Origin of the sequence: Marinimicrobium agarilyticum DSM 16975 (genome assembly GCF_000423345.1) — a bacterium.
In the GTDB taxonomy this organism is placed as follows: Bacteria; Pseudomonadota; Gammaproteobacteria; order Pseudomonadales; family Cellvibrionaceae; genus Marinimicrobium; species Marinimicrobium agarilyticum.
This window is the reverse complement of the sequence record NZ_KE384008.1, coordinates 343,834-356,826: the sequence shown is the minus strand read 5'-3', so window position 1 is coordinate 356,826 and position 12,993 is coordinate 343,834. Positions and strand designations below refer to the sequence as shown.

The 12,993-nt window shown below is 58.0% G+C and carries 12 protein-coding genes; 5 read left to right on the top strand and 7 right to left on the bottom strand.

Features of this window, described 5'->3' with window-relative positions; genetic code table 11:
* Positions 1 to 2: 2 nt before the first annotated feature.
* The 3 genes from G547_RS0117470 to G547_RS0117460 are packed head-to-tail and all read right to left on the bottom strand — an operon-like array spanning position 3 to position 3,324.
* Entirely contained in the window at positions 3 to 782 is a 780-nt protein-coding gene (locus G547_RS0117470; RefSeq protein WP_027330934.1) for a Na(+)-translocating NADH-quinone reductase subunit C, read from the bottom strand.
* Positions 775 to 1,977: an NADH:ubiquinone reductase (Na(+)-transporting) subunit B gene (locus G547_RS0117465; protein ID WP_027330933.1), complete on the bottom strand. Its 1,203-nt coding sequence runs from the start codon at positions 1,975 to 1,977 to the stop codon at positions 775 to 777. Before G547_RS0117465 ends, G547_RS0117470 begins: the two co-directional genes overlap by 8 nt.
* A gap of 3 nt (positions 1,978 to 1,980) precedes the next feature.
* Positions 1,981 to 3,324, bottom strand: coding sequence for a Na(+)-translocating NADH-quinone reductase subunit A (locus tag G547_RS0117460; protein WP_027330932.1), 1,344 nt, complete (start codon positions 3,322 to 3,324; stop codon positions 1,981 to 1,983).
* A 474-nt stretch (positions 3,325 to 3,798) separates the two neighbouring features.
* Between G547_RS0117460 and mfd the strand changes: the two genes are divergently transcribed.
* Complete coding sequence (gene mfd / locus G547_RS0117455; RefSeq protein WP_051235689.1) at positions 3,799 to 7,260, top strand: transcription-repair coupling factor; 3,462 nt, start codon at positions 3,799 to 3,801, stop codon at positions 7,258 to 7,260.
* Positions 7,257 to 8,171: a CsiV family protein gene (locus tag G547_RS0117450; RefSeq protein WP_027330930.1), complete on the top strand. Its 915-nt coding sequence runs from the start codon at positions 7,257 to 7,259 to the stop codon at positions 8,169 to 8,171. Before mfd ends, G547_RS0117450 begins: the two co-directional genes overlap by 4 nt.
* 152 nt (positions 8,172 to 8,323) lie before the next feature.
* On the opposite strand, the gene G547_RS0117445 is transcribed toward G547_RS0117450, so the two are convergent.
* From G547_RS0117445 to G547_RS22105, 3 genes are all read right to left on the bottom strand, one after another.
* Positions 8,324 to 8,539, bottom strand: coding sequence for a cold-shock protein (locus G547_RS0117445; RefSeq protein WP_027330929.1), 216 nt, complete (start codon positions 8,537 to 8,539; stop codon positions 8,324 to 8,326).
* A 291-nt stretch (positions 8,540 to 8,830) separates the two neighbouring features.
* On the bottom strand, positions 8,831 to 9,373 hold the full coding sequence (locus tag G547_RS0117440) for a hypoxanthine-guanine phosphoribosyltransferase (RefSeq protein WP_027330928.1): 543 nt from the start codon (positions 9,371 to 9,373) through the stop codon (positions 8,831 to 8,833).
* Positions 9,363 to 10,682: a mechanosensitive ion channel domain-containing protein gene (locus G547_RS22105; RefSeq protein WP_084646172.1), complete on the bottom strand. Its 1,320-nt coding sequence runs from the start codon at positions 10,680 to 10,682 to the stop codon at positions 9,363 to 9,365. Before G547_RS22105 ends, G547_RS0117440 begins: the two co-directional genes overlap by 11 nt.
* A 278-nt stretch (positions 10,683 to 10,960) precedes the next feature.
* On the opposite strand from G547_RS22105, the gene G547_RS0117430 reads away from it, so the two are divergent.
* The 3 genes from G547_RS0117430 (at position 10,961) to G547_RS0117420 (ending at position 12,499) form a co-directional block, all read left to right on the top strand.
* Complete coding sequence (locus G547_RS0117430; protein WP_027330927.1) at positions 10,961 to 11,275, top strand: DUF6763 family protein; 315 nt, start codon at positions 10,961 to 10,963, stop codon at positions 11,273 to 11,275.
* A gap of 230 nt (positions 11,276 to 11,505) precedes the next feature.
* Positions 11,506 to 12,108, top strand: a complete 603-nt coding sequence (gene lexA / locus G547_RS0117425; protein WP_027330926.1) for a transcriptional repressor LexA — start codon at positions 11,506 to 11,508, stop codon at positions 12,106 to 12,108.
* The gene (locus G547_RS0117420; RefSeq protein WP_027330925.1) at positions 12,101 to 12,499 is read left to right on the top strand and encodes a cell division inhibitor SulA; all 399 of its coding nucleotides are present in this window, start codon (positions 12,101 to 12,103) and stop codon (positions 12,497 to 12,499) included. The genes lexA and G547_RS0117420 overlap by 8 nt, the downstream gene beginning before the upstream one ends.
* 166 nt (positions 12,500 to 12,665) lie before the next feature.
* On the opposite strand, the gene G547_RS0117415 is transcribed toward G547_RS0117420, so the two are convergent.
* Positions 12,666 to 12,923: a hypothetical protein gene (locus G547_RS0117415; protein WP_027330924.1), complete on the bottom strand. Its 258-nt coding sequence runs from the start codon at positions 12,921 to 12,923 to the stop codon at positions 12,666 to 12,668.
* Between the last annotated feature and the right edge of the window lie 70 nt (positions 12,924 to 12,993).

The following is a 12,993-nucleotide window of genomic DNA, read 5'->3' as shown; positions in this document are numbered from 1 at the left end:
GCTTAGGCCTCCCCTTCGCGCAAGTTCTTTAAAAACGACTTAAAGCCCAGGTCGCCCAGCCAGAACTCAACCAACCCGTCCACACCGCGGCTGGTCAAGGTGGCGCCGGACAGGCCATCGACTTTGTACTGGGACTCGGGAGCGGAAGGATCGACGCTGCCCTTCACCACGGACAGTTGGACATTGCCATCCTCACCGTAGATCTGTTTGCCCTCCCAGATTGACTTCCATTTGGGGTTGTCCACCTCGCCCCCGAGCCCTGGGGTTTCCGCGTGCTCGTAGAACGTCAGCCCCGCAACGGTATTACCATCAGGTTTGACCGCCATAAAACCGTAAAGGGTAGACCAGAGACCATAACCGCGAACCGGCAGCACAACGCTCTGCAACTCCCCTTCCGGGGTGCGAATCATGTACACCTCGGCGTAGTTCTCGCGACGGCCGATGCTGGCGATATCCTGCGCCTGAGACAGGTCCAGAGACTCACTGGGGTCATTCGCTGCCTCCCACTGATCGTAGCTCTGCGGATCCTTGGCATCGGTAAACTCGCCGGTTTCCAGATTCACAACGCGCGTTTCTACGCGCTTGGCGAACACTTCGTCCACGCTACCTTCAACGTCTTGAAGGCCTGCAGCCGAGAGAATGTTACTCCTGAAGTCCAGCTCCTGGTTTGCCTCCTGCATGGGCCGCAACAATACCGCTGCGGTCGACACCACGACAGAACAGACAATGCACAGCAGCAATGTCACCGTCACGGTTTTTTTGATCGTATCATTATTAGCCACGTGCCAACCTCCGCTTAATATTCGCCTCTACGACAAAATGGTCAATCAGGGGTGCAAACAGGTTGGCAAACAGAATCGCCAACATCATCCCCTCCGGGAACGCGGGGTTTACCACACGAATCAAAATACACATCAAACCAATCAATGCACCGAACCAGATCTTGCCGGTGTTGGTCATGGAAGCAGAAACCGGGTCGGTGGCCATGAAGATCATGCCAAATGCAAAACCGCCCACGACCATGTGCCAGTACCAGGGTACGGCAAACATGGGATTGGTGTCCGAACCGATGGCGTTGAACAGCAAGGTGGTGGCGATCATGCCCAGCATGACGCCCCCGACGATACGCCAGGAGGCAATGCCCATGGTCAACAGCACCGCGCCGCCGAGGAAAATCGCCAGAGTGGATACTTCACCAATGGAGCCGGGAATACGGCCAATGAACGCATCCATCCAGGAAAACTGCTGGGTCAGCCCCTGCATACCTTCCTGAAACGCCACTGAGAGCGCGGTCGCGCCGGTGTAACCGTCGACCGCGGTCCAAACCGCGTCGCCGGACATTTCCGCCGGATAAGCGAAGAACATGAAGGCTCGGCCAGTCAGTGCCGGATTGAGGAAGTTTTTCCCTGTGCCACCAAATACTTCCTTACCGACGACAACGCCGAAGCTGATACCCAATGCCGCCTGCCACAAAGGAACGTCGGGCGGACAGATCAAGGCAAACAGCACGGAGGTTACAAAGAACCCCTCATTCACTTCGTGACCGCGAACGGTGGCAAACAGCACTTCCCAGAAGCCGCCCACGACGAATACGACAAAGTAAATGGGAACGAAGTACGCTGCTCCATGCCAGAAAGAATCCCAGATGCTACCGGCGTCATAACCACCCAACATCTCGATGAAGGTACCGCGCCAGCCATCGACGGCCGCGATCCCCATGTCAGCCATGATGGTGTTGGCCTGAAAGCCAAGGTTATACATGCCATAGAACATGGCCGGAAAGGTACACAACCAGACGGTGATCATTATCCGCTTGAGGTCGATCCCATCGCGTACGTGGGCCGTGGTCTTGGTCACGCTGGAGGGGCGATAGAAAATGGTATCTACCGCCTCGTACAGGGCGTACCACTTTTCGTACCGGCCGCCCTTGTGAAAGTTCGGCTCGATTTTGTCGAGGAAATTGCGCAGAGCTTTCATACGTTAGCCCTCCTTCTCAATACGGGTGAGGTTGTCACGAAGGATGGGCCCATACTCGTATTTACCGGGGCAAACAAAGGTACAGAGCGCCAGGTCTTCCTCGTCCAGTTCCAGACAACCGAGTTTCTGTGCGGTATCGGTATCGCCCACAATCAGCGAACGCAGCAGTTGGGTCGGCAATATGTCCAGCGGCATGACTTTTTCGTAAGCGCCCACGGGGACCATGGCACGTTCACTGCCACCGGTGGTGGTCGTGAAGCTGAACCGCTTGCCCTTGAACAGTTTGGAGACGTAAATGCCCATGACCGAGAATGCGTTGAAACCCGCACGCAGATAATGAAGCATCGGGCGATCATTGCCCTCTTCCAGCACAGAGACCTGCTGGTGATACCGTCCCAGATAGGCAAAGGGCCCCTGGGCCGCACGCCCGCCGAACACTGAGCCGGAGATCAGACGGTTGTCAGCCGGTTTAAGCTCACCGGCGGTCAATTCTTCCAGGTTGGCACCGAGCCGGGTACGCACCAGGCGCGGCTTCTCAACCTGGGGGCCACCCAGAGCCACAACGCGCTCGACATTGAGCTTGCCGGTCGTAAACAGTTGACCGATGGCGATCACGTCCTGGTAGTTCACCGTCCAGACGCTCTTGCGCTCACTGACCGGGTCGAGATGATGAATGTGGGTACCAGCATTGCCTGCGGGATGCACACCACCAAACTCTTCGGCAACAAACTGTTCGCCGGAGGCCAACGGAACGTCCGCGCCCGCCGCCTTGCAGACAAATACCTTGCCTTCGGTCATCCGGCCGAGAACGGCAAGCCCACTCTTGAAGGCGTCCTTTTGCTCAGCGATGATAATTTCAGGGTTCGCCGCCAGGGGGTTGGTGTCCATGGCGGTCACGAAGATCGAGTGAGCCTTGTTGTCGAGCGCGGGCACCTTGCTGTAGGGGCGAGTACGCAACGCCGTCCAGAGACCGGATTCGTTCAACAGTGCACGGGCGTCCTCATCGGAGACCTGAGCCGGCTCGGCTCCCTTGTAGGCCTCGAAGGACTCGGCGTCGTCGCCTTCCACGTCGATCACAACCGACTGCAGTACGCGCCGTTCGCCACGATTGATAGCCGCTACCGTGCCGGCCGCCGGCGAGGTGTAACGCACGCCTTCGGTCTTCTTATCGGTAAACAGCAACTGACCGAGCTTGACCTTGTCCCCCACCTGCACTGTCATGGTCGGTTTCATACCGTGGTAATCAAAACCGATGACAGCCACAGAGCGGATTTTGGGACCCTCGCTGATGGCCTGCTCGGGTGCACCGGATATAGGTAAATCCAATCCCCGACGGATCTTTATCATACGTCTCTGCCTAATCACTCGTTGGATAAACTGACCTTTCGGGAACAGACCCGAACGGCCGGTGTCATATGCCGGACTTCCAGACAACACCTCGCCCACCCCATTCCTGCCACCCGGCTCAGGCCGGAATGCGTTTATGTGTGCGAAAGCGTTATTTGATCTTAGAAGCGTGTTTCAGGGTGCCCACTTGGGCGGCGCGCGCTCCTTTGAAAAGCGCAAATGCCGTGAGATTTCTCCGTCTCAACACCCTTTGAGGAGTCAGTATGGGCGAAAAACGCGCCCCGACCCATGGAAAAATCGCCGCAATTATAAAGATCACAGCGCCGAAAGGCCAGTGCGCAAGCACCTTTTTTATGCTTGCAGGACCAATACTTACCTTCCTGAGGGCCTGTTGGCGACACCGGGTTCATCACCCCCGACACAAAGCCACAAGGTCGGGTACAATGGCGCCTTTTTGGCCCGGTCAGCCGTCTTATGAGTCAATCCACTCCGCTGAATCCTCCCGTATCCAACCGCCCCGGCAATCGCCAGCATTGGGGCCAACTGCAGGGCGCCGCCCAGGCTCTCGCACTGGCCAATGCGGCCCGCCAGCACCCGGGCCTCAGCCTGGTCATCACGCCCGACACCTCGGCGGCCCAGCGGCTTGAGAGCGAGCTCAACTACTTCTGCGATGGGCAACTGCCCGTGCTGCACCTGGCGGATTGGGAAACGCTGCCCTACGACACCATCTCTCCGCATCAGGACATTGTCTCTGAACGGCTGAATACGCTCTACCGCTTGCCACAGACCCGCCAGGGAGTGCTGGTGGTGCCGGTGACAAGCATCCTACAGCGTCTGATGCCCCAACGTTACCTGCTGGCTCACAGCCTCCTGCTGGAGCCGGGCGAACGATTGGACATTGACAGCCTGCGGGTCAATCTGGAGAAGGCCGGGTACCACTGCGTGGATACCGTGTACGAGCACGGCGAGTTCGCGGTGCGTGGCGCTTTGATCGATCTGTTCCCCATGGGCAGCGACCGGCCCTACCGCATCGACCTGTTTGACGATGAAGTGGAGACCCTGCGCAGCTTCGACCCGGAAACCCAGATGACCGTGGAGCAGGTCGAGCGCATCCAACTGTTACCCGCCAGGGAATTCCCCCTGGACAAAGCGGGCATCGCGCGCTTCCGGGATCACTGGCACGCCCGATTCGACGTCGACCACAAGGCCTGCCCGGTTTACCAGGACGTGTGCAGCGGTATTGCGCCTCCCGGTATTGAGTACTATCTGCCACTGTTTTTCGATCAGTCCAGCCATCTGTTTGATTATCTGCCCGAGGATACCCAGGTCTACGCCCTGGGCGAGCTGGAAACGGCCGCCGAGCGCTTCTGGGCCGAACTTCAAAACCGTTACGAAAGCCGCAGGGTGGATCCGCAACGGCCCATCATGCCGCCCAGAGACATCTATCTCGGGGTCGATGAACTGTTTGGGCTTCTGAAGCCCATGAGCCGTACCTTCATCGAGAGTGGGCCGGTGGCCGAGGGCGAGGGACGAACCAATTTCGCCACGCAAACGCCACCCAGCCTGCCCATCAACCATCAGGCCGACAACCCGCTCACGGCGGTGGAAGCATTTCTGATGGAATATGAGGGCCGGGTTCTGTTCTGCGCGGACTCCGCCGGTCGGCGCGAAACATTGCTGGAGCTTCTCGGACGTATCCGTGTCAAACCGACCGTGGTCGAGGGCTGGTCCGGCTTTGTCGATGCCACTGAACGGCTCGCCCTGACGGTGGCACCGCTGGACCAGGGCCTGTTGCTCAACGATCCCGAGCTGGCGGTGATCGCCGAGTCACAGCTGTTTGGCGACCGCGTTCAGCAGCAGCGCCGGCGGCGTCAGGCCCAGGACGCCAGCGACCTGGTGGTCAAAAACCTGACCGAACTCAAACCCGGTGCCCCGGTGGTTCATATCGACCATGGCGTGGGGCGCTATCGCGGGCTGGAAACACTTGAGGTCGACAGCCAGGCGACCGAATTTTTGACCCTCGAATACGCCGAGGGCGCCAAACTGTACGTTCCGGTGACCAACCTTCACCTGATCAGCCGCTTCAGCGGCGCCGACGAGGAACTGGCACCGCTACACAGGCTCGGCAGTGAGCAATGGCAAAAGGCCAAACGCAAAGCGGCGGAGCAGGTTCGCGACGCCGCCGCCGAATTATTGGACATTTACGCCCGTCGGGCAGCGCGCAAAGGCTTCGCGTTCGATGATCCAAAGACCGCCTACGAAAGCTTTTCCGCCGCCTTTCCGTTCGAAGAAACACCGGATCAGCAGCGGGCCATCGAGTCGGTGGTGAGCGATATGCTGTCCCCTCAGCCGATGGACCGCCTGGTGTGCGGTGACGTCGGCTTTGGAAAAACCGAAGTGGCCATGCGCGCGGCCTTCATCGCCAGCTACAGCGGCAAGCAGGTCGCCCTGCTCGCCCCCACGACTCTGCTTGCCCAGCAGCACTTTGAGTCCCTGAAGGACCGCTTTGCCGACTGGCCCATCACCATCGAAGTGCTCTCACGCTTTCGCACCACCAAAGAGGTCAATGCGGTGCTCAAGCGGCTTGAGGAGGGCAAAATCGATATTGTGGTCGGCACCCACAAGCTGATTCAGGGCGATATCCGCTACAAAAATCTGGGGCTGCTGATCATCGACGAGGAACACCGATTCGGTGTGCGGCAAAAGGAAAAACTCAAAGCGCTGCGCTCGGAGATCGATATCCTGACGCTGACGGCCACTCCGATACCCCGGACGCTCAACCTGTCGATGTCCGGCATCCGGGATCTGTCCATTATCGCCACCCCACCGGCACGCCGCCTCTCGGTAAAGACCTTTGTGCGTCAAGAGGACGACGCCGTGGTGAAAGAAGCCATTCTGCGGGAAATTCTCCGGGGCGGGCAGGTCTACTATCTGTACAACGAAGTGAAGAATATTGATCGGGTGGCGCGCGAGTTGGGCGAACTGATTCCCGAGGCCCGCATCGGTATCGGCCACGGCCAGATGCGCGAGCGCGATCTGGAGCGGGTCATGTCCAACTTCTACCACAAACGCTTCAACGTCATGGTGTGCACCACCATTATCGAAACCGGTATCGACATCCCCAGTGCCAACACCATTATCATCCACCGCGCCGACAAGTTCGGCCTGGCGCAACTGCACCAGCTGCGCGGCCGCGTCGGGCGTTCGCATCACCAGGCCTACGCCTACCTGTTGACGCCCGAGCGCCGGGCCATGACCGGCGACGCCCTCAAACGCCTGGACGCCATTGCCGCCGCGCACGATCTGGGGGCCGGCTTTACCCTGGCGACCCACGACATGGAAATTCGCGGTGCGGGCGAACTGCTGGGCGAGGAGCAAAGCGGTCAGATCCAGACCGTGGGCTTCTCCCTGTACATGGATATGCTCGATCGGGCCATCAAGGCCATTCGCGCCGGAAAAACACCGGATATCGAGTCGCCACTGGACACGGGCATTGATGTCAATTTGCGGATTCCCGCTCTGATACCCGCCGACTACCTGCCGGATGTGCACACCCGTCTGGTTCTCTACAAGCGGCTGGCGAACGCGGAATCCGATGAGGCCTTGCGCGAATTGCAGGTAGAAATGATCGACCGCTTCGGGCTATTGCCGGAACCCACCAAAAATCTGTTCCAGGTCACGGCCTTGAAACTGCGCGCCCAAGCACTGGGTATCGCCAAGCTCGAAGCCGGCGATCGCGGCGGCCGCGTGGAATTTTCCGAACAGACCGAGGTCGATCCCCTAACCATCGTGCAATTGGTGCAAAGTGATCCACAAACCTACCAACTGGCCGGTGCCAATCATTTAAAATTCGTTCGAAATATGGAAAATGGCGAAACACGTCTGAACGTTGTTTCAGAACTGCTGGACCACCTGACGCCCGGAAAACGCTCATGAACCACGCCCTGCGCTTTACCCTTCCGCCCCTTATCAGCCTGGTCTGCGGACTGGCTCCCGCCGCCATCGCCCAGGAAACGGAGCAGGAGGCCGCCAATTGGTTTCAGGTCGAAATGATCGTGTTTTCCCGGGAGAACGCCGTCGACGGCGCCGAACAGTGGCCACGTAACCTTCAGTTGCGCTACCCCTTCAACTGGGTCGAACTCAAGGACGCGCCGGGCGATCAAAGCCGGGAGCAGCCGGAGGAAGAACTCCCCTCCTGGGACCGAGGACTGGCCCGGCTTGAGCAGGCTAAAAAGACGGACAACACTCTATACCGGCTGCCCGAGGAAGAGCGCTCCATGGACCGCTACGCCAACGCGATGGCCCGCTCAGGCGAGTACCGGATTCTGTTTCACGAAGCCTGGCGTCAGGCCATGGTTGAGCGGGAGAACTCTCCTGCGATTCTCATTACCGGTGGAGAGGCGTTTGGCAAGCACTACGAACTCGAAGGCAGCGTGACGCTGACCGTCTCCCGCTACCTGCACCTGTATACCCGACTCTGGCTCACCGAGTTCGAGCCGAATTTCGGCCAACCCCCGGGCGCCTGGCCGGAACTTCCCCGCCGCCCCAATCAACCTTTGCCCGAAGGGGCGACACCGGTAACCTCTTCGCCCGCCCCCTCATGGTCCGGCACCGAATGGGACCAGGACTGGGGCGGTGGCAACGCCTGGGACAGCAGCCTGAACACCACGTCCAGCCAACCCGATTTCCTCGGCAAGGAGTATCTGCCCAGCCGCATCGTCACCATGACCCAACAGCGGCGCATGCGCAGTGAAGAGCTGCACTATATTGACCACCCACTGTTCGGTCTCCTGATAAAAATCATTCCTTACGAACCGGAAGCCGAAAACGGAACATCGTCACCGTAATGCGAGGAAAAGGCCTGGGGAATGGAGGCAGCCCGAGAGAGGGCGGAAGAACATCGGAAAAGGAGTGGAACGGAAAAGACGAAGCGTCTGGCATGTTCAGAAGGAAGCACCCGTCCGCTACCGGCGACGGGTGGCCGCTGTTTCAGCGGCGGTCAGGCGACAGATACCACGTCGTCAGCCTGAAGTCCTTTATCGCCCTCGAGCAGCTCAAACTCCACGCTCTGACCTTCGGCCAAAGAGCGGTAGCCCTCTCCTCGAATGTTGCGGTAGTGTACGAACACGTCGTCACTGTCTTCGCCACGGGTAATAAACCCGTAACCGCGGGCGTTGTTGAACCATTTTACGGTTCCTGATGCGCGCTCAGCCATAATGATACCTCATTATTCTTATCAAAAGTCCTATCAAAATACCGATGAGACCGACGAGAACGCCGGTCTCCGCTCCGTCTCTGCGCACTCCAGCTTCACAAAAATCTCACAAAACTTTGCAAATCTGGGGTTGCAAAAAAAGGAGCTGATGTTCCGCCTTTCGCAGAACGCACACTTTTTAAGCTAAATCGATGCAATTGTCCAGAGTCAATTGCCATTTTTGCGACTTTCTTAGCTTTTTTGGTTATAAAAAACCACAACAAACGTTTGGGGCTTTAGCCACCCATTCAGTCAGACTGAGTCCGGAGCCACGTAAATTCCCGGCGCATTGCGCCACAGGCCCTGCCAATCCATCCCGAAACCAAACACAAAACGATCGGGCACCCTGAGCCCGACAAAATCGGCTTCAATGGCGGCGGGTTCGGGTAACTCTTTTTGCACCAACGCCACCGTATGCACGGAACGAACCCCCGCTTCCCGGGCGTGTTCCACCAGCGCCTTGAGCGTCAACCCGCGATCGAGGATATCGTCCACAATAAGCACCCGTCGCCCTGTAAGCGGTGTCTCAGGCCGATGCAACCAGCGCAGCTCGCTGCCCTCGGTGTCCAGACCGTAGCGAGTCGCATGAACGTAGTCGGTTTCCAGGGCCATCGGCAAGCGGGTCAACAGTTGTCCCGCCGTTACCAGCCCTCCATTCATTACCGTCAACACCAGCAGCGGATCATCTGCAGGTAGTGCCGTCGTAATCTCCGCAGCCAGTCGATCCAACGCCTGGTGTAGGCTCGTCTGATCGTAAAGACAGGTTGCACCTTCAGGCAGCTGATTATTGCTCACTTTCTTCCCCTGTCTCAGAATCATTATCGCTCACTTCGGGACCCGCTTGCGGGTCGTGCGCTGAACGGTTGCGCGACTTCCGCGGTGACTGTTTTGAGGGACGTTCCTCCTTATCGCCACTGCCCGCCACATCCTCTTTGGCATTCTCATTGTTCCCGTCATCCGTCGTCTCCCGCGTGCGATCAGCTCCTTTGGCCTCGCGCTCCGAACCGGCCCTGGCCAGGGCCACCGGGTGCGGAACATGCAGGGTTGATGTGGGGAACGCAATCTCGGCACCGTGCTTGGCGACAATCTCGGAAATCGACAGCATGACTTCCTGCTTGATCTGGTGAAACTCAACCCAGTTCACCGTTTTGGTAAAGGTGTACACGAAAAAGTCGAGGGAGCTGGCACCAAAGGTCGTGAAGTTGACGATCAACGTCTGCTTCTCCGTTTCAATCCGGTCATCGTCGATCAGCATCTGTCGGACCTCGTCGACGATGGACTTTATATGGATGACATCATCGTAACGAATGCCCACCGTTTCCAGAATTCGACGATTTTCCATCCTGGACGGATTCTCTACCGAGATCTGGGTGAAGGTGGCATTGGGAACGTAGAGTGGTCGGCGATCGAAAGTGCGAATACGAGTCTGCCGCCAACCGATATTCTCCACCACCCCTTCGATTTCCTGGTCGGGAGAGCGAATCCAGTCTCCGACCGCAAAAGGGCGATCCATATAGATGGTGAGACCACCAAAGAAATTGGCCAACAGATCCTTCGCCGCAAAACCCAAGGCGATACCGCCCACGCCACCCAGGGCCATTACCCCTGAAATGCTGTACCCGAGCGACTGCAACAGCACCAGGCCCGCCGTAACGATTACCGCCACCCGCAACAGCTTGCTGACGGCCCCGACAGTGGTCGGGTCTCCGGGATCGCCTTTGCGCGGATGCAGGAACTCTTTCTCCCCCAGGCGTATAAACCGCACAAGGAACCAGACAATCATCAACACAATGCCAACCTGGCGTACGGTTTTCACAGCATTTACCAAGTCGAATTCCATCCCCTGGTGCGTCAGGTAACCAGCCCAACTGATACCCACCAGCCAGATGATGCCTTTAGTGGGCGAACGGGCGGCCTTGAACAACATCATCAGCCAGGTGGCATCGTTATTGTCGGCCTTCTTCTCCAGCCGCTTCAAAATGAAAGTAACCACCATGGCAACAGCCAAGGTGGCCAGCACAACTCCAAAAGCGTGCACAATCCACAGCTGCTCCCGATCAGCCAGACCGGTGAGCCACTGCTTGCTCAATTCCAAGAGTTCCATGGTGTATACAGGCTCCAGACGTTAGACAAAGTTTTTATGTAAAACCCGCCCAATAGAATTTTTACGACTTGCGGCAGTATACCGACGGTCGTGAAAAAACGAAAACTGTGAGAAAAATTAGGTAATTAGCCGCGAACGTCCCGACACAGACCCTGTTGGCGAGCCCCCGTGCGCGGCCGTTACCCCCTCATGAGTCCTGGCAAGAGCCGTGGTATGGTAACTCACACTCAACCCGCTAAGGGAACCGCGTCATTTCACTCAACCTGGAGAAGTGCGTTATGGGCGTTCAATCACCAAGCATTGGTGCCTGGTACTTCGATCGAGAGGACCAGCAAGTGTTTGAAGTGGTGGCACTGGATGACGAACAGGGCACCATTGAAGTTCAATACCTGGACGGTGCGATCGGCGAATTTGATCGGGAGGCCTGGCCCCAGATGCCGCTCGTCTCCGCCGCCGCCCCCGAAGATTCCGATGCGGCCTATGAACTCAGCCAAGAGGACCGATGGCGCGACGATGACGCCATGTCCCCAGACAACTGGAACAACCCCCTGCATACCATTGAACCCGACATTTTCCCGGGGTACGACGAATAACCCCGGGGCAGCTCCCTCGGTGGGACTCCCCGCCCAATGGCTGTGACCGCAAAAGGCTTGCATACAGCGAACAACTGTATATAATCACAATAGCTGTATAAAAACCCAGATGGGCGGATTGCCGGTATCGGCAAACTGACTGCCTACCCCGGGCTGCTTTGGCGTGCACCTCATGGTGCGCCCCTTATTACACAAGCAGACCTTGCGCAAGCGATGCATAGGAGCAAGCCATGTTCAATTTGACCCCGCGCCAGGAAAAAGTGCTCCAGCTCATAAAGAGCTATGCCGAGGAAACCGGCTACCCTCCCACCCGGGCGGAAATTGCGCGGATTCTGGGCTACAAATCGGCCAACGCCGCCGAAGAGCATATCAAGGCCCTGGCCCGCAAGGGCGCGATTGAAGTCATTCCCGGCGCCTCGCGAGGCATCAAGCTGGTAGAGCCCCAACAGGGCCTGCCTCTGATCGGTCGAGTGGCAGCCGGCAGCCCGATCCTGGCACAGGAACACATCGAGGACTACTGCCAGTTGCCCCATAACTTCTTCTCACCCAGCGCGGACTACCTGCTCCGGGTACACGGCATGAGCATGAAGGATGCCGGCATTCTGGATGGAGACCTGCTCGCCGTGCACCGGACGCAGCAAGTACGCAATGGCCAGATCGTCGTGGCCCGTATCGGGGAGGAAGTGACCGTCAAGCGTTTCAAGCGAATCGGCAATCGGGCTCAGGTTGAGCTCTGGCCTGAGAACCCTGATTTTGATGTCATTGAAGTCGATTTGCGAGATCAGGAGTTTACGATCGAAGGTTTGAGTGTAGGAGTCATCCGCCGTGATTAATGCCAATGTTTTTGCCCCCACCCCCCAAGCGCCTTCGGGCGGTGTGACCGAGCTGGTACTGACCCACAATGCGCCGGAACAAACCCAACTGCTACTGCCCATGGTGGCACATCTGAGTCGCAGCCACGGGGACCGCTGGCTGACCTGGATCAGCCCCGGTCCTGTCGACCGGAGATTACTGGAGAGCTACGGGGTGGACCTGAGGGCCATCCGGGTCATTCACGCCCCGGAAACCCAGGACAACCGTTGGATTCTTTGGGAAGCCCTGGCCAAAGGCAACAGCCACACAGTGATTGCGACTCCAGGAGCATTGACCGAACGTGAACTGAAACAATTGGAGGCCGCTGCTTTGAAAGGGCATTGTCAGGCCCTGTTGCTGAGAATCCGCTAGGCGACGCGAATGACAGACAGACTTTGAAAAGAGCCGACCTAACCCCGGAAGGACAACTCGTCAGGGATGAGCGTATTGGGCGACCGATAAGGTCGCCGACTGTCAGTTTGCAACCCTCCCCCGCCGCTGAAAGCTTTACAGATGACGGAACATGGAGGGTGCCCCCTCAGTGGTAAACCGGTTTTTCCTCATCGGAACCGAATTCACCCAGGAAATCCTCGACGCCGTCATCGGCCATCTCACTGGCCGCCTCCATACCCGCTTCAATCATGGCCTTGGCCACATCCAGCTTTCCCTCCCGCATATACGACAGGGAGTCGGCGGAAAAACGAATACAGACTAACGGCTCGGCCTCTTCATCGGCCCGCTGCAGGACCACATCACCGTTTGACAGCTCTACGATTTCGTACAGGGATGATGACATAGATACTCCTCACAAGCCGCCCGAGGGTGGCGCAGTCATCTGCATTAACAATTTAATGATAGTTTAACAC

What these genes read in the sequence shown, in the direction of transcription:
- G547_RS0117430 (WP_027330927.1), top strand. Translation starts at nt 10,961, where the DNA reads ATGGGCGTTCAATCACCAAGCATTGGTGCCTGGTACTTCGATCGAGAG.
- G547_RS0117445 (WP_027330929.1), bottom strand. Translation starts at nt 8,539, where the DNA reads ATGGCTGAGCGCGCATCAGGAACCGTAAAATGGTTCAACAACGCCCGC.
- G547_RS0117460 (WP_027330932.1), bottom strand. Translation starts at nt 3,324, where the DNA reads ATGATAAAGATCCGTCGGGGATTGGATTTACCTATATCCGGTGCACCC.
- lexA (WP_027330926.1), top strand. Translation starts at nt 11,506, where the DNA reads ATGTTCAATTTGACCCCGCGCCAGGAAAAAGTGCTCCAGCTCATAAAG.
- G547_RS0117450 (WP_027330930.1), top strand. Translation starts at nt 7,257, where the DNA reads ATGAACCACGCCCTGCGCTTTACCCTTCCGCCCCTTATCAGCCTGGTC.
- G547_RS22105 (WP_084646172.1), bottom strand. Translation starts at nt 10,682, where the DNA reads ATGGAACTCTTGGAATTGAGCAAGCAGTGGCTCACCGGTCTGGCTGAT.
- G547_RS0117415 (WP_027330924.1), bottom strand. Translation starts at nt 12,923, where the DNA reads ATGTCATCATCCCTGTACGAAATCGTAGAGCTGTCAAACGGTGATGTG.
- mfd (WP_051235689.1), top strand. Translation starts at nt 3,799, where the DNA reads ATGAGTCAATCCACTCCGCTGAATCCTCCCGTATCCAACCGCCCCGGC.
- G547_RS0117465 (WP_027330933.1), bottom strand. Translation starts at nt 1,977, where the DNA reads ATGAAAGCTCTGCGCAATTTCCTCGACAAAATCGAGCCGAACTTTCAC.